Source organism: Sporobacter termitidis DSM 10068, assembly GCF_900130065.1.
Taxonomy (GTDB): domain Bacteria; phylum Bacillota; class Clostridia; order Oscillospirales; family Oscillospiraceae; genus Sporobacter; species Sporobacter termitidis.
The window spans coordinates 158844-178735 of the sequence record NZ_FQXV01000007.1 but is presented as its reverse complement, the minus strand read 5'-3'; the positions used below and the strand labels follow the sequence as shown (position 1 = coordinate 178735).

Annotated in this window: 15 protein-coding genes; 2 read left to right on the top strand and 13 right to left on the bottom strand. The window is 58.6% G+C overall.

The genetic code is table 11. The annotated features are described in order from the left end of the window. The 10 genes from pstC to BUB60_RS11260 all read right to left on the bottom strand — a co-directional run bounded on the left by pstC (position 1) and on the right by BUB60_RS11260 (position 12110). Positions 1 to 900 carry a phosphate ABC transporter permease subunit PstC gene (gene pstC / locus BUB60_RS11305; RefSeq protein ID WP_242941189.1) on the bottom strand — a complete coding sequence of 300 codons (900 nt, stop codon included), beginning with the start codon at positions 898 to 900 and terminating at the stop codon, positions 1 to 3. A 93-nt stretch (positions 901 to 993) separates the two neighbouring features. Further along, a complete protein-coding gene (locus BUB60_RS11300) occupies positions 994 to 1950 on the bottom strand; it encodes a substrate-binding domain-containing protein (protein WP_073078989.1) in 957 nt (318 codons plus the stop codon). Positions 1951 to 2153: 203 nt separating this feature from the next. Beyond that, positions 2154 to 2744, bottom strand: a complete 591-nt coding sequence (locus BUB60_RS11295; protein ID WP_073078986.1) for a nitroreductase family protein — start codon at positions 2742 to 2744, stop codon at positions 2154 to 2156. A gap of 180 nt (positions 2745 to 2924) precedes the next feature. Continuing rightward, positions 2925 to 4046 (bottom strand): sporulation integral membrane protein YtvI, encoded by a 1122-nt coding sequence (gene ytvI, locus BUB60_RS11290; RefSeq protein ID WP_073078984.1) that lies wholly within the window; start codon positions 4044 to 4046, stop codon positions 2925 to 2927. A 123-nt stretch (positions 4047 to 4169) separates the two neighbouring features. Further along, complete coding sequence (ftsH, locus tag BUB60_RS11285; RefSeq protein ID WP_073078981.1) at positions 4170 to 6170, bottom strand: ATP-dependent zinc metalloprotease FtsH; 2001 nt, start codon at positions 6168 to 6170, stop codon at positions 4170 to 4172. 38 nt (positions 6171 to 6208) lie between these two features. Continuing rightward, a complete protein-coding gene (hpt, locus tag BUB60_RS11280; RefSeq protein ID WP_073078979.1) occupies positions 6209 to 6745 on the bottom strand; it encodes a hypoxanthine phosphoribosyltransferase in 537 nt (178 codons plus the stop codon). Next, positions 6735 to 8099 carry a tRNA lysidine(34) synthetase TilS gene (gene tilS, locus BUB60_RS11275; protein WP_073078976.1) on the bottom strand — a complete coding sequence of 455 codons (1365 nt, stop codon included), beginning with the start codon at positions 8097 to 8099 and terminating at the stop codon, positions 6735 to 6737. The genes hpt and tilS overlap by 11 nt, the downstream gene beginning before the upstream one ends. Positions 8100 to 8101: 2 nt before the next feature. Then, the gene (dnaB, locus tag BUB60_RS11270) at positions 8102 to 9442 is read right to left on the bottom strand and encodes a replicative DNA helicase (RefSeq protein ID WP_073078973.1); all 1341 of its coding nucleotides are present in this window, start codon (positions 9440 to 9442) and stop codon (positions 8102 to 8104) included. A 186-nt stretch (positions 9443 to 9628) separates the two neighbouring features. After that, positions 9629 to 10075, bottom strand: a complete 447-nt coding sequence (gene rplI, locus BUB60_RS11265) for a 50S ribosomal protein L9 (RefSeq protein ID WP_073078971.1) — start codon at positions 10073 to 10075, stop codon at positions 9629 to 9631. Positions 10076 to 10100: 25 nt separating this feature from the next. Next, the gene (locus tag BUB60_RS11260) at positions 10101 to 12110 is read right to left on the bottom strand and encodes a DHH family phosphoesterase (protein ID WP_242941188.1); all 2010 of its coding nucleotides are present in this window, start codon (positions 12108 to 12110) and stop codon (positions 10101 to 10103) included. Between the two features lie 230 nt (positions 12111 to 12340). Between BUB60_RS11260 and BUB60_RS11255 the strand changes: the two genes are divergently transcribed. Together BUB60_RS11255 and BUB60_RS11250 are read left to right on the top strand one after the other, a co-directional pair. Next, the gene (locus tag BUB60_RS11255; protein ID WP_073078968.1) at positions 12341 to 14659 is read left to right on the top strand and encodes a sugar phosphate nucleotidyltransferase; all 2319 of its coding nucleotides are present in this window, start codon (positions 12341 to 12343) and stop codon (positions 14657 to 14659) included. A 133-nt stretch (positions 14660 to 14792) separates the two neighbouring features. After that, on the top strand, positions 14793 to 15563 hold the full coding sequence (locus BUB60_RS11250; protein WP_073078965.1) for a transporter substrate-binding domain-containing protein: 771 nt from the start codon (positions 14793 to 14795) through the stop codon (positions 15561 to 15563). Positions 15564 to 15670: 107 nt separating this feature from the next. On the opposite strand, the gene BUB60_RS11245 is transcribed toward BUB60_RS11250, so the two are convergent. The 3 genes from BUB60_RS11245 to BUB60_RS11235 form a co-directional block, all read right to left on the bottom strand. Further along, the gene (locus BUB60_RS11245; RefSeq protein WP_073078962.1) at positions 15671 to 17422 is read right to left on the bottom strand and encodes a methyl-accepting chemotaxis protein; all 1752 of its coding nucleotides are present in this window, start codon (positions 17420 to 17422) and stop codon (positions 15671 to 15673) included. Positions 17423 to 17608: 186 nt separating this feature from the next. Further along, complete coding sequence (locus BUB60_RS11240) at positions 17609 to 18865, bottom strand: [Fe-Fe] hydrogenase large subunit C-terminal domain-containing protein (protein ID WP_073078960.1); 1257 nt, start codon at positions 18863 to 18865, stop codon at positions 17609 to 17611. Positions 18866 to 19069: 204 nt separating this feature from the next. After that, positions 19070 to 19753: a LysM peptidoglycan-binding domain-containing protein gene (locus BUB60_RS11235; RefSeq protein ID WP_242941187.1), complete on the bottom strand. Its 684-nt coding sequence runs from the start codon at positions 19751 to 19753 to the stop codon at positions 19070 to 19072. Between the last annotated feature and the right edge of the window lie 139 nt (positions 19754 to 19892).

Sequence of the window (19892 nt, the reverse complement as noted above, 5' to 3'; positions counted from 1 at the left end):
TCAGTCCTCCTTTTTCTTCCGGCCGATCACGCGGATCAGGGCGATAAAAATGAAAGAGATGACGAACAGAACGAGCGCCATGCTCCACAGATTATCGGTCCACTGGGTTCCATCGGCGGCGCTGCCCATGCCGGAGGCGATCTGCGTCGTCAGCGTGCTCGTCTGGGACAGAAGGCCTTTCGGAAAGGCCAGCCGGCCGCCGATGACCATCGACACGGCCAGCGCCTCGCCGAAGGCGCGGGACAGGCCGAGGATGATACCGGTCAGAATGCCGCTCTTCGCGGCGGGAATGCGGACGGAGGTGATCATCTGCCAGCGCGTGGCGCCCAAGCCGTAGGAGGCTTCCGTATATTCCTGCGGCACGTTCCTGATCGCGTCGGCGGCCACCGTCGTGATCGTGGGGAATATCATGACGGCAAGCACAATGCCCCCGGCCAGTACGCTCTCGCCGCCGAAAGGCATATTAAAAACAGAAGCGAGAAACGGGCAGAGGACGGAAATGCCGACCCAGCCGTATACCACCGACGGGATGCCCACGAAGATTTCAATGGCCGGCTGCAGAAATTTGTTGCCGAGCCTGGGTGAAATCTCAACGATGAATATGGCGCATGCCACCGCAAACGGCGTGGAGATCAGCAGCGCCAGGCACGAGACGGAGAGCGAGCCGACAATGAAGATGGCGGAGCCGGCGGGGCCGTTCTCCGCGCCGAATTCCATCGCCGGGTCCCACCGGCTTCCAAACAGGAAGTCGATGATCGACGTGTTGTGCGTCGTAAACGTGGCCAGCCCCTTCCACGTGAGGAAGAGCAGGATCGCCAGCGTCACGAGGACGATGAGCAGCCCCACGGCGGTTAACGTGCTTTTCCCCAGCGTTTCCTTGAAAAATTTAGATTGCGTCAAAAGCGTCACCTTCCCAAACAAAGGCTGTCCCGGGAGCCGGCGGCTCCCGAAACAACCCTTGTCGTCATTTATTCCGGTTTACTGTGGTTATTGTTATCTGCTGACCGTCATTTTAGACGAGAGGCCGTAGCCGTTGTCCGTGATCGTTTTCTCAAAGTCGGAGGAGATGACGTAATCGATAAAGGCCTTGGTCGAGCCGGTGGCTTCGCCCTTGGTATACATGTGCTCATAGCCCCAGATGGCGTATTTGCCGGAGTAAACATTGTCGTATGTGGCGTCGATGCCGTCAACCTGGAGAAGCGTCAGATCCTTGCAGTAGGGGAGCGTCTCATAGCCGATGGCGCCCTTACCGGAGGCGATGGCCGTCTGCAGGTCGCCGGAGGATTCCTTCTTGGTGAAGTTGGCAAACGCGCCGAGGTCCGCGTCAGAGAGCTTGGAGTTGATGCCGTAGGTTTCAAATAGCGTACGTGTGCCGGAGCCGGCCTTGCGGTAGAAGACCTGGATGGGGACGCTGCCGCCGGTCCAGCCGGTGACCTTGTTCCAGTCGGTGATTTTGCCGGTGAAGATGCCGGTGAGATCGGCTGTGGAAATGGTCTTGATGTTGGCGGAGATGTCGGAGCTGACGGCGATGCCGACCGCAACCACGGCGACCTGATGATCAACGAGGCCTGTGCCGTCCTTGCCGGCCTGCTCGGGCGTGACGTCGGAGTTGCCGATGTTCACCGTGCCGGAGGCAACGTCTGTGAGGCCCTGGCCGGAGCCGCCGCCGTTGATGGTGATGGAACCTGTAAAGCCTGTCGCCGCTTTAAACGGATCGACAGCGAGGGTGAGAAGCGGCTGAAGCGCGGTGGAGCCGTCGGCCGTAATGTTCCCGGTCAGTGCTTCGGACGGGCTCGGGCTGGGCGCGGCGGACGAGGGAGTTGCGGAGGAAGGCGCGGAGGTCGAGGGGGATGCGCTGGGGGAAGTGTTTGAGTTGCCGGAGGTGCCGCAGCCGGCAAGCAGGGTCAGTGCCATCATGACGGCAAGGATTAATGCCAGGTATTTTTTCATTTTCTTTCTCCTTTACACATGGTCGATGTATTTACGCTTTATTAATAAAGCACCTGCATTAAATCCAAATGACGGTTTATGTAAAATTTACGTTAATTATTCATCCGGGCGGCAGGCAAAAAAAGACAGCCTTCAAGGCTGTCTTTTCGGAAGCGCCAAAAAATACGGGGGAAAGGAGAAGACGGCGGGCCTCTCCTTACAGGTTATCGCAGGTAATTCACAGTTATCCGGTCTGTCTTTAAAGCCCTTGCACTGAGCGCCTGTGCCGGATGACCGACGGCGATGCCCAGCAGCGGCTCAAAGCCGTCGGGAAGCTTCAGAACCGAGGTGTTGTCAAGCTCGGGGATTTCACGCATTGATTCAAGAGCAAACCACATAAACACGCTGCCCAGCCCAAGCTCGGCCGCAGCCAGATGCATCGAGTAGGTGATACACGCGGCATTTGAAAACTCAATGCCGGGCTGGATATCCTGCCTCCTGTGTGATACGAAGATCACTGTCGGCGCGCCGTAAAAGGGGTCGTAGCTTTTTTGGCTTAATTCAGCGGCGGGCATATCGCCGACGATTTTTTTAACCTTTGCTTTATCCTCCCAGCGCTTGGCCGCGGCTTCCGAAAGCTTATCCAGTACATCTCGATTCTGTACGACAGTCAAATGTATATCCCTGTACAGATTACTGCCGACGGGGGCGCTGTTGGCGGCGGTGAGTATAGTCGTCAGGTTGCTTGGCGATATCTGCGCGTCCGTGAATTTTCTGGTAGATTTCCTGTAACGTAGCAATTCAAAGTAATCCATAAATATCTCCTTTCATACCATGGCAAGCCTTGCTTGTGGCGATCCTCTTACAACAGTAGCACAAATGGCTTATAGTGTCAAAAGAGGGAATATGAGGTGCGTCCTTTAACAGCTCTATGGCGGTGAAATAAAAAACCTCCGCTTTTCACTTGCTGAAAAGCGGAGGCTTTTGAGTTAACGTCAGCTTGGCTGCTGGGGCGTATCGATGGCGTCGGGGCCGGGAGGCGCCGGTTCCGGCGGCGTCCTGTGATCGTAAAATCCTTTCAGGACAACCAGCAGGATCGGAAGGACGAAGATGCCGACAAAGCCGAACAGCTTCAGGCCGACGTACATGCTCACCAGCATGGCCAGGGGGTGAATGCCGATCTGCCGCCCGACGATCCTCGGCTCCAGGACGTTGCGGACGACGGTGATGACGATATAGAGCACGGCCAGCTCAATGGCAAATACATAGTTGCCCTGAACCAGCTTGACGATGACCCAGGGGATGACGACGCTGCCCGTGCCGAGCAGGGGAAGCAGGTCGACGAAGGCGATGAGCGCGGCGATGACGATGGGATTGGCAACGCCGATGATCAGAAAGCCGATGGAGAGCTCGGCGAAGGTGACCGACACGAGGATCGCGTAGGACTTGATATATTTGACCACGATATTGGCGGCGATTTTCCGGAGCTGGCCGGCATAGCCCCGCGCTTTTACCGGCAGGAGCTTCAGCACGTATCCGGTGATATAGCCGAAATCCACGGCGAAAAACACGGAGGAGATGATGGACAGGAGGGTGGCCAGCAGGATGCTGGGCAGAGAGAAAATCGTGGAGGACAGATATTTGAGGACCTGGGTAGACAAACCTGTCACCAGAGAGCCCGCCGAATCGGACAGGGAAGCTTTCATGTTCTGCGTGATCTGGGCCATGCCGGGGTCAAGCTTTGCCGTCAGGCTTTCGAGCTTGTCCAGCGTATCTTTGATCAGGGGCTCGATATACAGCGTATAGGCGGTGGGGAGGCTGGCGAAGCCGTCCTTGAGAACCAGGATGATCTTTGTTGCCAGGAGAGTCAACAAAACGCTGACAACAGCGTAAAACAGCAGGACAAGGATCACCGCCGCCACCTTGTATGGCAGGCGGCACTTTTTGGAGACAAAGCGGCTGACGCCCTTTAGCAGGATAGCGACGACGAATCCGATAATGAACGGCAAAAGCCAGCCAAGGAGATATTTAACGGCGAGGTACAGCAAAACTGCAATCAGACCAAAGAACAGAATGTTGATGATAAAGCTCTTCCGCTCTTCGTATTTATGGTTCATCAGGCCCTCCCATCTTTCGTAAGCTATGCCTGCATGTAATAACAGGTGTTTTACCGTCACCGCGCGGCGGGGCGTCGATATAAAAGCAGCTCCGGCCGGTGGGCCGGAGTCTGCTGGTGTCCGCTACTGCTTATCAGGCGAGCCGTCCTTTTTGCCGGGGTAAAAGATATTGTCCGGCACGTCGCCGTACGGCTGCTGGGAATCCTTCGTCAGCTCCACGTAGACGCCGTCCTGGTTTTCCGGCGCGTGCGGCTTTTCCTTTTTCGGCGGGAGCTCGCCGTTGTGCTGGCACAGATATCTGAAGTCGTCGCCGTCCATCGTCTCGTTTTCCAGGAGATATTCGGCGGTTTTGATCAGGATGTCCTTATGCGCCAGAAGAATCTCCTCGCACTTTTGCATGGCTTCGTCGAAGATGTGCTTGACCTCGTCGTCGATGATGGCCGCCGTCTTCTCGGAATAGCTTTTCGTCTGGGAGAAATCGCGCCCGATAAAGACGGAGTGGCTGCTGTCGTCAAAGGAGATCGGGCCGATCTTGTCGCTCATGCCGTATTTTGTGACCATGGAGCGGGCGATGGCGCTGGCCGACTGTATATCGCCCGAAGCGCCCGTTGATATATCATTGAGCATGATCTTTTCAGCCATACGTCCGCCCAGGGCGGAAACGATACGTTCAAACATTTCGCTTCTGGAATTGAAGGTTTTGTCTTCCACGGGCCGGTAGATCGTCATGCCGCCCGCCTGGCCGTGGGGAATGATCGTGATCTGATGGACAGGGTCGACGTGCTCCAGATAATTCGAGACGACGGCGTGGCCGGCTTCGTGGAAGGCCGTCAGCTTTCTGTCCTTTTCCGTGACGACGCGGCTTCTTTTTTCAGGGCCTGCAATGACCTTCAGCGTTGCCGCCTCGATCTCCTGCATGGTGATGAACCGCTTGTTGTACCGGGCGGCCAGAAGCGCCGCTTCGTTCAGGAGGTTTTCGAGGTCCGCGCCCGTAAAGCCCGGCGTACCCTTGGCGATGCTGGCCAGATCCACATCGTCGCCGAGGACCTTGCCTCTGGCGTGGACGCGCAGGATCGCCTCGCGTCCCTTGATATCGGGCAGGCCCACGTAGACCTGGCGGTCAAAGCGGCCCGGCCGCAGGAGCGCGCTGTCGAGGATGTCGGAGCGGTTTGTGGCCGCCATGACGATAACGCCCTCGTTCGTCGTAAAGCCGTCCATCTCAACGAGGAGCTGGTTCAAGGTCTGCTCGCGCTCGTCGTGACCGCCGCCCAGGCCCGCGCCGCGCTGACGGCCCACAGCGTCGATCTCGTCAATGAAGATGATCGCCGGAGCGAGCTTCTTGGCCTGGTCAAACAGATCGCGCACGCGCGACGCGCCGACGCCGACATAAAGCTCGACGAAGTCGGAGCCTGAGATAGACAGGAACTGAACGCCCGCCTCTCCGGCGACGGCCTTGGCCAGGAGCGTTTTACCTGTGCCCGGAGGTCCCACAAGCAGGACGCCCTTCGGGATGCGCGCGCCGAGAGATATATATTTCTGGGGGCCCTTCAGGAAATCGACGATCTCCCGGAGCTCTTCCTTTTCCTCGTCCGCGCCGGCCACGTCGGCAAACGTGACCTTCTTCTTTTCCTCGCTGGCAAGGCGCGTGCGCGCTTTGCCGAACTTGATGACGGATTTGTCCCCGCCGACGCCGGACCGGTTCATCATGGCGTTCCAGAGAACGATGAACAAAATGATCACAATGGCGTACGGCAGCAGGCTGAACCACCATGGCGCCTGCCATCCGACGTCGTAGTTGTATTTAAAGTTCGGGTCGAGCTGGAGCTTTTTTGTAATGGTGTCGCCCATATCAGCGTAAAAAAGGTTGACGTCGTAGAGCTGATGGGTGACGATGTCGCTGCCGGTATCATCGTAATTTTCCTTCAGCTTCATAGTGAGCGTGTTTTCTTTAATATTAAAAGACGTCACCTTGTCGTCCATGAAAAGCCTGCGGACATCGGAATAATCGACCGAGGTCCCGCCGCTCCCCTGATTGGACAGCAACAGATAGACAGCGGATACGAGAATGATGAAAACGAGGATGTAAAATCCTATGTCGCGCGGACTCCTGCTTTTTGGCTTCAAATATCTTTCACTTCTTTCCTATTACCTGATGTTCATGTTTATGAATATATGGCGGGCTTGAGCGAGCCGATGTACGGCAGGTTGCGGTATTCTCCCGCGTAATCGAGCCCATAGCCCACATAAAACGCGTCAATGCATTCAAAACCGACATAATCGGCGCTGATCTGGACCTTCCGGCGCGAGGGCTTGTCGAGGAAGGTGCAGATTTTCAGCGAAGCCGGGTTCATGCTGAGCAAATATTTTTTAAGATAATCGAGCGTCAGCCCGGTGTCGAGGATGTCCTCGACGACGATCACATGCCTGTCGCGGATCACGTCGCCGATGGCCTTTGTCATTTTGACCTCTCCGGAGGTCTCGGTGCCGTTTCCATAGGAAGAGACGGCGATGAATTCTATTTCACAGTGAATATCCAGGGCCCTTGCCAGGTCCGCCAAAAAAATAAACGATCCTTTCAGTACGCCGACCAGCAACGGTTTTTTCCCGGCATATTCCGTTTTCAGCTCCTGACCAAGCTCCCTGACGCGGTTTTGAATCATCTCCTCTGAATAATACACTTTCTCTATGTCATTTTTCATGGCCGGTCTCCTTGAAATTTATCTCTAATGTAGTATCCCCAGCTTTGCACGATGTGCGTACGTCAAAACCGATACCGTAGACGGCGAGGACGCCGTTATCGTCGGCGATGACGGGGATCAGGGCGCGCCGACGCGCCGGGATGCGCTTTTCAATAAATAGCTTCTTCAGCGTTTTCGTGCCGTTTCCGCCGAAAAGCTCGATTTTATCGCCGGTTTTACGCGGCCTGATGACAATATTACCACATACACTAGCATATTTGAATAGAAAAGTGGTAAATGAATTATTAATTTTTTCGGAATTTTGGGACGAACAGCTTTTTTTCCGGCAGGTTGCCGCGAGCCCAAGCTCCGGCAGGACCGCCGACGCGCCGGCCCGCAGCACGACGGGTTCAAAATCGCCGCCGTCCGGCGGACGGTTAAAGACAATCCGGCCGTATTCCCTGTGAACGGTGCCCGAGGGCAGCGAAATTTCACCGGAGGGTGCCGTTCTGGCGCAGAGCTCCAGAACGTCCGCCACGTGGCGGGCCGAGAGCGGCGCGCCCGCCAGCTTCCGGATGACGCGGCCGGACACAGGGCGGGGGAGCGCCAGGAGCGCCCGGGCGTCCAGCGCGGCGCCGTCGCTGTGCGCGGCGATGTACTGCGCGGCAAGGCCGTTCAAGTAGTCGTCGTCTTCCCTCAGGAGCGCCGCGCCGGACGCGACGCTTTCGGCAAAGCGCGGATTGATGTCCCTCAGCACCGGGACGACATGGTGGCGGATCTTGTTCCTGTTGTAAATATCGAGACTGTTGGAGGCGTCCTCCACAAACGGGACCGATCTGGAAGCGAGGAAATCCAAAACCTCCCCCCGCGTGACGGTGAGCATCGGGCGGATAATTTTGCCGCGCCTGGGCGGGATGCCGGAAAGGCCGCCGGCCCCGGCGCCCCGGGTGAGGTTCAGGAGGACGGTTTCCGCGTTGTCGTCCGCCGTGTGGGCTGTGGCAATCCGGGCGGCGGAGGTTTTTTCCGCCGTCCGGCCGAAAAAATCATACCGCAGCTCGCGGGCCGCCGCTTCAATGCCGAGTCCGCGCGCCGCGGACGCGCCGCGGACGTCGCCCCGCTCCGTATGACACGGGATGCCGCGCTCAAGGCAGAAGCGTGCCACAAAAGCCTCGTCCCCGTCAGATTCGGCACCGCGGAGCAGATGGTTGAAATGCGCGGCCGCCACGGTAAAGCCCGCCTTTTCGGAGAGCTCGATGAGCGCCTGAAGAAGGCACATGGAATCGGCGCCGCCGGATACGGCGGCCAGGACGAGCCCCTTCGGCGGAAGCATCCCGTGCCTGCCGGCGAAATCGGTGATTTTCTGAAGCAGTTCCATTGTCACTCGTTGTGGTGCCGCTCGAGGGAGGTATAGGTGGTGAATTCGGGGAGCCATTTGAGCTCGATCTTTCCGGTCTCGCCGCGGCGGTTTTTCAGGATGATGCACTCGGCGATGTTGGGAAACTCCACTTCTTTATTATAGTAGTCCTCTCTGTAGAGGCCCAGGACGATGTCGGCGTCCTGCTCGATGGCGCCGGATTCGCGCAGGTCCGAGAGGAGCGGGCGCTTATCCGTCCGTCCTTCGTTGGCGCGGGACAGCTGGGACAGGCAGATGAGCGGCACATTCAGTTCCTTGGCCATGATTTTCATCATGCGGCTGATGTCGGAGACGACCTGCGTCCTGTTCTCCCCGCCGTTCTTCGCCGGGCCGGACGCGCTCTGCATGAGCTGGAGGTAGTCGATCACCACGAGGCCGAGGTTCGGCAGCCGGCGGCACTGGGCGTTCATATCGGCCACGGACAGCGAGGGGTTGTCGTTGATGAGAAAATCGTAGCCGCTGATCATGGAGGCCGCCGTGCCGATCTTTTTCCACTCCTCGGCGGACAGGCGCCCCGTCTGCATCTTTTTGTTGTCGATAAAGCTCTCCGAGGACAAAAGACGCAGCGCCAGCTGCTCCCGGGACATTTCCAGGGAAAATACGGCCACGGTTTTGCCGGACGTCTTGGCCACGTGCAGCGCCATATTGAGCGCGATACTCGTCTTGCCCATGCCGGGGCGGGAGGCAATCAGGATCAGGTCGGAGTTGTTCAGGCCCATGATCTGGCGGTCCAGGTCGTCCAGACCGCTGGGCAGGCCGGGGAATTTGCTGCCGCTCCTGGCCGCCTCGGTCATCTGGTCGTAAACGGTGAGGAGGACCTTGGAGATCGGCTCGAGCCCGGTGGAGTTCCGGCCCTGGCGCAGTGCGTAAATCTTTTTTTCGGCGGCCTCCAGAATGGTCATGGCACCGCCCGTCCCCTCCAGGGCCATGTTCATGATATCGCCGCCGGCATCGGCAATAGAGCGCAGGAGCGACATGTCGCGGACGATGGCGGCGTACTCCATGACGTTTGCCGAGGTGGGCGTGATATTGACAAGCTCCAGGATGTATGTGGCCGAGTTCTCCGTCCACACGCCGTTCACGCGCATCTGCTCGAGCACGGTGACAGGGTCCGTGGCCATGGAATAGGTGAACATGGAATAAATGGTCTCAAAAATGTCCCGGTTGGCCTGCACGTAAAAATCCGCGGCTTTCAGCATACCCAGAACGTCTCCGACGCAGCGGGCGTCGATGATCATCGATCCCAGTACGGCCTGCTCCGCTTCGATACTATGCGGCATCTGCCGGCCCAATAGCTCATCCATCTTTAGTCTCACACCCAGTATAAACGATTTTCTTGTTAAATAGACTTAGCCCGCAGGTATAGGATAGGGGCCAGCCTCTGTTGACCGGCATTGCGCGCAATACCTCGCCAGGCGGATATAGTTCTATAGTTATGCGTTGCCGGGGCTGTCTCATCCCAATTCAGGTGCTGGCTCTGCCTGAACCCTCTATGCCTCTACCACAAGCACGTGGATCGTGCCGGTGATTTCAAAGCCGAGCTTGCATTTGATCTCGTAGGAGCCGTAATTCTTGATATGCTCGTCCAGGACGATCTTGTTCTTCTCGATGGCGACGCCGTGCTGCTCGGCGAGCGCGTCGGAAATTTCCTTGGCCGTAACGGCGCCGAACAGCTTGCCGGCGGTGCCCGCCTTCGCGGAGACCTTGACGATGAGGCTGTCCAGCTTCGCGGCGGCCTTGCGGGCCTCCGCCTTGTCGTCCTCGAGCTTTTTCAGGCGGGCGGCCTCCTTGATTTTCATGGCGTTGATATTGTCCGCCGTCGCTTCCACGGCGAGCTTTTTCGGGAGCAGGAAATTGCGGGCGTAGCCGTCGGATACCTCGATCAGCTGTCCTTTTTTGCCTTGATCTCTGACGTCCTGCTGTAAAATGACTTTCATGAATGTTCCTCCAGTAAAATGATGCTTATTGATTCGTCTGGCTGTAGCTCTCAATATATTTGTCGATGGCGGAGGTCAGGCCCTCCAGGACCTTGGTCCTGCTCATGCCCACAAGCTGTACGCCCGCCGTCGACTGGTTGCCGCCGCCGCCCAGCTTTTCCAGAATCATCTGGACATTGATGTTGCCGAGGCTCCGGGCGGAGATAAAGATATCGTCTCCCACATGTGAAATGACGAAGGAGGCCTGGATGCCGGCGATATTCAAAAGCTCGTCGGCGGCCTGCGCGATAATGATCCGGCTTTCGGCGGTTTCCGAATAGGCGATGGCGATGCCCGGGCGGTAAATGCGCGCTTCCCGGATGATGGTGTATTTGGCCATCGTCGTATCGAAGTCGGACTGCAGAAGGCGCTTGACGTCGGAGGTGTCCGCGCCGGAACGGCGCAGATAGGCCGCGGCGTCAAAGGTCCGGCTGCCGGTGCGTATGGCGAAGCTTTTCGTGTCCAGGACAATGCCGGCCAAAAGCGCCTCCGCCTCGATGCGGAGGATGTCCGCCTGGTCCACGAGATACTGCATCATCTCCGCCACGAGCTCCGAGGCCGAGGAGGCGTACGGCTCGTGGAAGTTCAGCGTCGCGTTTTCGATATACGTGGCCGCCCGCCGGTGATGGTCGATGACGGCGACATGGTTGCACGACAGGAGCAGCGCTTCCGATTCCACCTGCTCCGGCCTGTTCGTATCGACCACCACGAGGAGGCTTTTGCTGTCGGCCAGCAGAATGGCGTCCTGCGCTGAGATGAACACGCCCTTGTATTCCGGGTTCTGGCGCAGCCGCGCCACGAGCGTTTCCGCCAGATTCGTCTCGGTGTCGATGACGATGTATGCGCGCTTGTCGCGCTTTCTGGCGATGCAGCAGATGCCCACGGCGGCGCCCATGGAATCGAGATCGGCATATTTATGGCCCATGACAAAGATGGCGGAGGCGTCGCTCATGAGCTCGCCGAAGGCGTTGGCCATCACGCGGGATTTGACCTTTGTGCGTTTTTCCACCTCGGTGGAATGGCCGCCGTAGAATTCAAAGTTGAAGCGGTTTTTGATAACGGCCTGGTCGCCGCCCCTGGAAAGGGCCATTTCGATGCTCAGCGAGGCGAAGCGGAAGCATTCGTCCAGCGTCTTGCCGTCCTTGCCGATGCCGATGGACAGCGTGGCGTGGACGCCGCCGGCCCGGATCGTCTCCCGCACCGCGTCCAGGAGGGAAAATTTCTCGTCCACGAACGTCTTCAAATACCGCTCTTCAAACAGGAAGAGGTATCTGTCCCTGTCGTTTTTGCACAAAATACCGTTGGTGGCGCCCGTCCACTCGCTGATCTTGTCGTCCACGGCGGACAGAAGGGCGGACTTGTCCTTCTCGCTCAGGTTTTTGATGAGCTCGTCGTAATTGTCCAGCATGATGATGGCGCAGACGAGCCGGGAGGCCACGAATTCGTCGTACTTCTCCGCGTAATCCGTGATGTCGAACCAGTACGCGGCGGCCATGACGCTTCCCGGCTCGCCCGCCGTGTTGATGAGGTTGCCAAAGATTTTGTAGCGCCGCTCCCCGATGGTGATGAGCTCCGGGCATTCCGTTTTTCCGTCCAGCAGCCACTTGTGCGAAAACGCGGGGACCAGGTCGCTGACCCGGACCTCGAAAAAGCGGTCCTTGCCGCCGGCCAGCGTCACAAAGCGGCTGTTGGACCAGAGGATCACGCCGCTTTGCGGGCTGAAGATCACGACGGGCAGCGGGAAGTTCAGGAGCGTGCCCTTCGTGGCCGATTCCGTGCTGGTCGTCAGGGAGTCGATGTATTTCAGCAGCTTTTGCGAGCGCTTCCTGGAGGAGGCCCTCAGATAAAAAGCCAGTATGATAACGACGAACACCTCGGCAAGAGCGATATACATGCTGAAGCTGCCGAGGAAAAACGTCACCACCGCACAAACCAGAAGCAGCGACAAATAAAAGCGCATACTGGGCTGGAATTTATCAAGCAGCTTTTTATTCAAGAAATCACACCTCAATATGGCATTTATGATATCGGTTTTATGGCATTGGTATTTTATTATATCAAATCCCCGGCTCTTATACAATACAATTAAGATGCCCCCGCGCACGCGGATAACAAAGGCGCCCGATGGAAATAATGGGAATACCAGGCGTGAGGGAGACCCCCGATGCTTGGCATCATTCATTTTATCGGCAGATATTCTGTCTTTTTATGTATGGAGGGCATCGTATGAAAGCAATTATCATGGCGGGCGGGGAGGGGACGCGCCTTCGCCCTATCAGCGCGAACAAACCGAAACCGATGGTCGAGCTCCTCGACAGGCCGGTGCTGGAGCACATCCTGGAGCTTTTGAAGAAGCACGGCGTGGGCTCGGCCTGCCTCACCCTGAAATATCTGCCGCAAATGATCACGGATTATTTCGGCGGCGGCGAAAGGTTTGGGATGCACCTCGAGTTCAGGACCGAGACGGAAGCGCTCGGCACGGCGGGCGGCGTGTTAAACTGCGCCGATTTTATCGGGGACGAGGATTTCATCGTCATCTCCGGGGACTGCGTCTGCGATTTTGACCTCGGGGCGCTCATGGATTTCCACGCCCGGAAGAAAGCGGAAGTGACGCTCGCCCTTTACAGCCATCCCGAGCCGTGCGAATACGGCCTTGTGGTGACCGGCGAGGACGGCCGCGTCACGCGTTTTATCGAAAAGCCCGCCTGGGACCATGTCCTGACCGATCAGATCAACACGGGCATCTACGTGATGCGCCCGTCGGTCCTCAAGGAAATACCGAAGGGCGAGCCGTATGATTTCGGAAAGGACCTGTTCCCCCGGCTCCTGTCCGCGCGCCGCGGGATGTACGGATACGGCGCCTCGGGCTATTGGTGCGACGTGGGGAGCATCGGCGCCTATATCAAATGCTGCCAGGATATGCTCCGGGGCGAGATCAAAGCGGACATGGGCGCGGCCCCCGTCAGGGAGGGCGTGTGGAGCGCCGCCGCCATGCCGGAGGGCGCCGTCATCGTGCCGCCCGTCTATATCGGCGCGGGCGCCGTCATCGACAAGGGGGCGGAAATCGGGCCCTTTGCCGTCATCGGCGCGTCGTCGGTCATCGCCGCCGGCGCCGCCGTCCGCCACGCCGTGGTGAACGGCGCCGTCGTCAATGAAAACGCCGCGGTCACCGGTGCCGTCGTCTGCAGGGGCGCGTCGATAGGGCGCGGCTCGGAGGTCCGCGAGGGGGCGGTCGTGGGCGACAACTGCCTCGTGGGGGACAACTGCGTCGTCGCGGCAAACGCCAGGCTCTGGCCGGACCGCCAGATTGCCTCCGGCACGCTGGTAACGGGCAGCGTGTCCAACGGCCTTTTACGCGGCGGGCTGTCGTTTACAAAGCCCGGCACCGTCTGCGGAGAGCTCGGCGTCACCGTGACGGCGGAGGCCTGCCTCCGGCTCGGCGAGGCCGCCGGCGATTTCAAAAGGGTCGGCATCGGATGGCGCGGCGGGGAGGGGGCCAGAGTCATGGCGGAGGCCTTCGGCTGCGGCGTCTGTGCCGCCGGGGGGGACATCATCCGCCACGACGGGAATTTCCTCTCCTGCGCGTCCTACGCCGGGCAGGCCTTCACGCTGCCGCTGACCCTATTCGTCGAGGAGCAGAAGGACGACGTCTCCATCAGCTTTTTCGGGGAGGGGGGCGGCAGGATCGCGCGCGATATCGAGAGAAAATTCGAGGCCGCCCTGTCCGAGCCGCACAAAACGTCGCCGCGGCTCACGGGCAGCGCCACCACGGTCATGGGCGTCGTCGACGCCTATGTGTCGGCCGCCGCGCGGGCGGCGCAGGTCCCGTCGGGCAGCGGCGGGGCCCTGACCGTGGCGGTGGCCGGAAAAGGCACCGAAAACAGGGCGCTGAAAAGCGCGCTGGCGCTTATCGGCTGCGAGATATCCGACAGGAAAAACGGCCTGATCGTCATGGAGGCCTCCGGCGGCGGAATGACGCTGACGGCCGCCGATGAGGAGGGCTATCATCTGACGGACGACCAGCTCAGGGTTTTGTCGGCGTTTGTCGAGTTCTCCTGCGGGGCAAGGGAGCTGGCCGTGCCGTATGACGCGCCGGCCGCCATCGACGCCCTCGCCGGGGATTTTGACGCCGCGGTCCTGCGTGTCGGCCGGGACGGCCGGCAGGCGGCGGACCTGTATTTAAAACAGACCGCCCTGCGCGACGGCGTCTTCGCCGGCGTGCGGCTCTGCGCGTTTTTGAAAAGCCGCGGCGAGACCCTGTCCGGGCTCCGCAGGAAAATGCCGAAATTCTCGTCCATGACCCGGGAAATCGCGCTGAAGGGAGACAGGGGCGCTGTCATGCGCCTGATGACGTCGCGCTGCGCGGGCATGGCGTCGGAGCTTGCCTCCGGGCTGCGCCTCGACACCGACCGCGGCTGCGTCTATATTTCGCCGCTCCGCGAGCGCAGCGCCCTTAAAATCAGGACGGAGAGCATGAGCGAGGAGATCGCCGAGGAGCTGTGCGCGGAGTTCGAGCGCCGCGCGCGTGAAATCGACAAAGGATAACAAGCGTGTCAGGAAGCCCCATATGACGCCGCAGCTGATAAAACAGTTGCGGCGTTATATTTTTTAGAATATAATAACTCACTGTCGAAAAACTGCGAAATAACGCAAACCTGGCGACCTGTGGGATGTTTTTATGAAAAAGACGTTTATTATAGCTTTAATCTTCAGCATCATCGTATCTGTAACCGCCTGCGCGGGCAAAATGCCCCCCAGCACCGTCAAGTCGGCGGACGATCTGAACGGGCGCAATATCGGCGTCCTCCAAAATTCGTCCGCCGTGGTCTACGCCGCGGATTACGGGACGCTCCACAACTATACCACGGCCGAATCCATGCTCGCCGACGTCAAGGGCGGGGCGCTGGACTGCGCGGTTATGGACGAGGGGGCCGCCAAGGTCTTTGTCCCGAAGGCGCGCGGCCTTAAAATCCTGTCCAAGCCGCTCATGGAGGCCGATTTCCGCTTCGCCATCGCCAAGGAGAACCCCGACCTCACAAAGGCCGTCAACGCCGCGCTGGTGACGCTGTCCGAAAACGGCACGCTCGAGAAGATTATCGCCGGATACATCACCGGAGACAGCTACCGCTATGCCTCCCCGGATAACATCGACCTGTCCCGGGGGACGCTGACGCTGGCCGTGGACGGCACGTTCCCGCCCTATTCCTATAACGACGCGGGCGGGAACACGCTGGGCCTGGACGTCGACATTGCCCGCGCCGTCTGCGATATCCTTCAGGTTCAGATGAAGATATCCGTCGCCGACAAAAGCAGCCTGATCACACTCGTGGAGTACGGCAAGGCTGACTTCGCCCTCGGCGGGCTCACGGACAACGAGGCCAACGCGGCGCTCGTGGAATTTTCCGACCCCTACGTCACGTGCACGCAGGTGATCGTCACCAGAAAGTAAAAAGCCGGCGAAAACCGCTGCGGCGGCTCTATAAAGCAAAGGGTGGCGGAAGAAAATTCCGCCACCCTTTGAAATTTGATCGTTGGGGCTCTGTATGTACGGTGCCGTTAAATAGCCTCGTCGCCGCCGGAAAGCGCCGGGGCCGCCACCGCCGCGCCGTCATACGCCGCGCCGGGGACGCCGACCGGTTCCTCGCTGATCCTGAAGAAGCTGATCATCTCCTTGAGCTGCTCTGCTTCGTTGGACAGCTCCTCGCTGGCGGCCGCCGTTTCCTCCGAGGTGGCCGCTGTCGTCTGCACCACCCGGGAGATCATCGCGATGCCCTGGTTGACCTGCTCGACGCCGGAGGACTGCTCGACGGACGCGGCTGAAATGCCGCTGATCAGGGCCGCCGTGTTGTTGATGTTTTTGATGATTTCCCGGAAAGCGCCGGCCGTGCTGCGGGCGATCCGTGTGCCGTCGTCGACCTTCCTGATCGTATTTTCTATCATGTCCGCCGTCTCCTTCACGGCGTCGGCGGACCGGGACGCCAGATGGCGCACCTCGTCGGCCACGACGGCAAAGCCCTTGCCGTGCTGGCCGGCCCGCGCGGCTTCAACAGCCGCGTTCAGCGCCAGGATATTTGTCTGGAAAGCGATATCGTCGATGACCTTGATGACCTTGCGGATATTCTGCGAGGAGGCGTGGATGTCCTCCATGGCCCCGAGCATCTGGTCCATCTGCCCGTTGCCGCGCGTGGCGCCCTCTTCCGTTTCAATGGCCAGCCGCTTTGCCTTCTCGGTGTGCTCGACGTTGCGCCGGATCTGCTCGGAAATCTCCAGCAGGGCGGCCGTCAGCTCCTCCACGGAGCTGGCCTGCTCGGTGGCGCCCTGGGACAGCGCCTGGCTGGAATCCGACACGGTCACGGCGCCGGAAGCCACCTGGTCGGCCGACGCCATGATCGTTTTCACGGTGGTATTCAGCTTTTCCAGCAGCTCGACGATGCTTTTTCCCAGCGCGTCCCCCTCGGTCCGGGCCTTGCCGCGCACCGTCAGGTCGCCGTCCGCGACCGACCGCATGATAGCGACCTGCGCCCTCGTGCTGTCCGCCAGCGTGCGGAAGGACGCGGCCAGCGCGCCGATCTCGTCTTTCGTGTCCACGCCGATGTCCACGTCGATATTTCCCCCGGCCAGGGACTCCGCGGCCTTCACCATTTTGACGATGGGCCGGCTCAGGGTTTTGGAGATGATCAGGCCGAAGGCGATGGCGGCGGCCACCGCCACGGCGACGACGGCGCTCATCACCGCCGTTGCCAGCGCGGAGAGCCCGGCGTTTTGGGCCTCGCGCGCCTGCGCGGCGTCGACATTGTATTGAAAGATGCCGTCAAAGGTGTCCTGCATGGCGTCCCCGACCTTCGTGAGGTCCCCGTAGATGACGGCCTTGGCGTCCTCGTCCTTGCTGATTTTCATGTATTCGAGCGCTTTATCCATGGCGGCCTTATAGTCGGCGAACTGCTGCTTCAAGGTGTCGAACTGCTCGCGGTCCGCCTGCTCCGTGACGGTCCCGTCGTAGCGGCGCATGAAATCCTCGCTCTGCGTAAAGTAGCCCTCGATCTCGGTGATGCACGTGTTGCGCGTGTGGGTGTTGCTGGACGAAAGGAACTTGATGGCATCGTATCTGATGCGCTCAAAGTAAATTTCAAGCTTGGCGATGCTGTGCAGCCCCATCGTGTTGTCGCTGTAAAGCAGCGCGTCGCTTTTCGTCAGGCTTTGAATATTCGCCAGCCCGATCGCTCCGACGGCGCCCGCGATCACGGCCACGATCAGAAAACCGGTTAAAAGCTTTGTTGATATCTTCAGATTTCGGAATTTTTTCAGCATATAAACCACTCTCTCAGGTTAAAGTCTTGATGGTTTTATTTTCGTTAAATATTTGTTTTCGTTTAGTAAAATTAAATAAAAAAATATGTGAATTTTTTATGATTTGATTAATTTTACTGGTTTGCCAATAAATACAAAGACGCGGAACAAAAAAAACAGGCTACCGCCTGTTCTTTTTGACAATCATTAAATATTAAAATGCCGCGTAAAGATTTCCGTATCCTCCAGGAGGCTTTCCACGGATTCCAGTCCCAGCCGCTTCAGCAGCTCCAGGACGAAGGGATTGTCCACGGGCGTTTCATAGGCGGCGAGGCTGCCGTAATGGTCCACGTTGCGTCGGCCTTCCTCCCTGTTTAAAATGGCCTTGGGTCCGCCGACGCAGCCGCCCGCGCAGCCCATGCCCTCCAGAAAGTTTGCCGTGAGCTTGCCCTCCTTGAGCGCGTTCAGCATTTCCCTGCATGCCGGCACCCCGTCCGCCTGCTGCGCCTTGACGGAAATAGCGCGGTGCGGGCTTAACCTGCCGACGGTGTTTTGGACGGCCTCGCTGACGCCTCCCGTCCTGGCGTAAATCCTTCCCGACCGGGAGGAATGATCGCGGTGGTCGTCCCCCAGTACAGCCGGGTCGATATGAAACGCTTCGAAGATGTCCCGCATCTCTTCAAAGGTCAGTACAAAATCGACGGCGTCCGCGATATCCGGCTCCCGCGCCTCGGCCTTTTTCGCGATGCACGGGCCGATAAACACGGTGGTGGCATCCGGCTCCAATAATTTGATGGAGCGGCCGCAGGCCACCATGGGGGACACCGCGCCGGGCACATGGGACATAAACTGCCGGTAGACCTTGCGTATCATGGCAAGCCAGACGGGGCAGCAGCAGCTGGTGAGCATATAGTCCTTATCGTCGAGGATCTTCCTGTCGAATTCCAGCGCTTCCTTCAACGTGAGGATATCGGCAAAAAGAGCGACCTCCACCATGCCGGCAAAGCCGATTTCCTTAAACGCGCTGCGGAGCTTTCCCGGGGTGACGTCCTGGCTGAACTGGCCGATAAAAGCGGGCGCGATCATGGCGTACGCCGGACCCTCCGAATTTTTGACCGCCTCAAGCGCCGGCAGGATATCCTTGCTCGCTGTCAGCTTGCCCGAGCCGCACGCCTCGATGCACTCGGCACAGCCGGCGCACAGGCTGCTGTCGATCATGACGTTTCCCCGGTCGTCCTTGGTGATCGCGCGAAAGAGGCATCTTTTAACGCAGGAGGCCTTTTCGCTCTCGGAACAGTCACAGGGGCCCAGGCTCCAGACCGACGCGTATTTTTTCGGATGGAGCAGACAGTCCAGCTGGTGCGGGTCGAATTCGTCTTTCTGGATTTCTTCCAGCTCCTCCCGGGTCCTGTTTTCGGCCTCCGCCTTCAACAGCCGGGCATACAGCTCGTCAAATGTTTGCATATTCTGTCTCCGTTGCCTTTAATAGAAGCAGGCCGGCTGTCACCGGCCTGCCTTTAGTATGCACAATAGAAAAATTTACAAACACGGCGGCGTTTGGGGGTATTTACGCGGCATTTGCCTTTAGGCAAATGCCGGACAGGGAAGTGGCGTGTACTTGCGAGTGAGCACCGCTTCCTTTACTGAGGCCATTTCTTTGGGTTTTTTCTAACTGAAATACTGAGGAAATTGTTTGACGATGCCCTGTGTCATTGTGTCGGCCATTGCCATGGCCTGCTGTTCAATGTTTTCAAACGTGCTGATGCTGTCCGCATACCTTTGGGTCAAGATATCGACGGCTTCGGTTTTCGTCATGGCGAGGTGATCGTACAGCATTCTCTGCCAATCCTGCGCCGACCAAAACGGGTTGACGCCGCCAAGGAAGGCCGCAATCTGATCCGCGTTAGCGTACCATCGTTTTTCGGCATCGGTGGCTGCGGCACTGTCGCCCGCTTTTGCCGCTTTGACGAGTTCGGCGGCAATTGTGAGGTGACTTGTAAGCAGTTCTGCAAATTTCGAGGCAATACCCTCTCCGTAAAAAGGTCTCAGCGCTGCTTCAAAATCGCTGGGGTTGCGCAGGAGCCGATGCGTCACAAATTCCGCGTCCGGCAATCCAAAGGCGATGCTGAGTATGAGCATCCTCGTCCAATAGACATGCTGTTCCCACAGTAGCCGCACATGGTTGCTCAGCGTCTGTTCCGTGCTGCTGATACCCACCGGGGGAGCCGGCCGGCTGTACCTCTGGGGGATGCAGATCATCTGCCCGATGTACAGATTGTTAATATCCAGTCCGGGATTTGCCAACGAGATATCCTGAATGGTCGTTTGGAAGCGCTGTGCGATCAGCCACAAAGAATCTCCGGGGCGGATGACATATGGATATGTATCCGCAGGGCATGGGGGCATGCGTATCACTGCCTTTCGAAAAACAATATTTCATTGCTGTAATTGCTATATGATATGCTGTCGTTTAAAAAGAAACGACGACTTT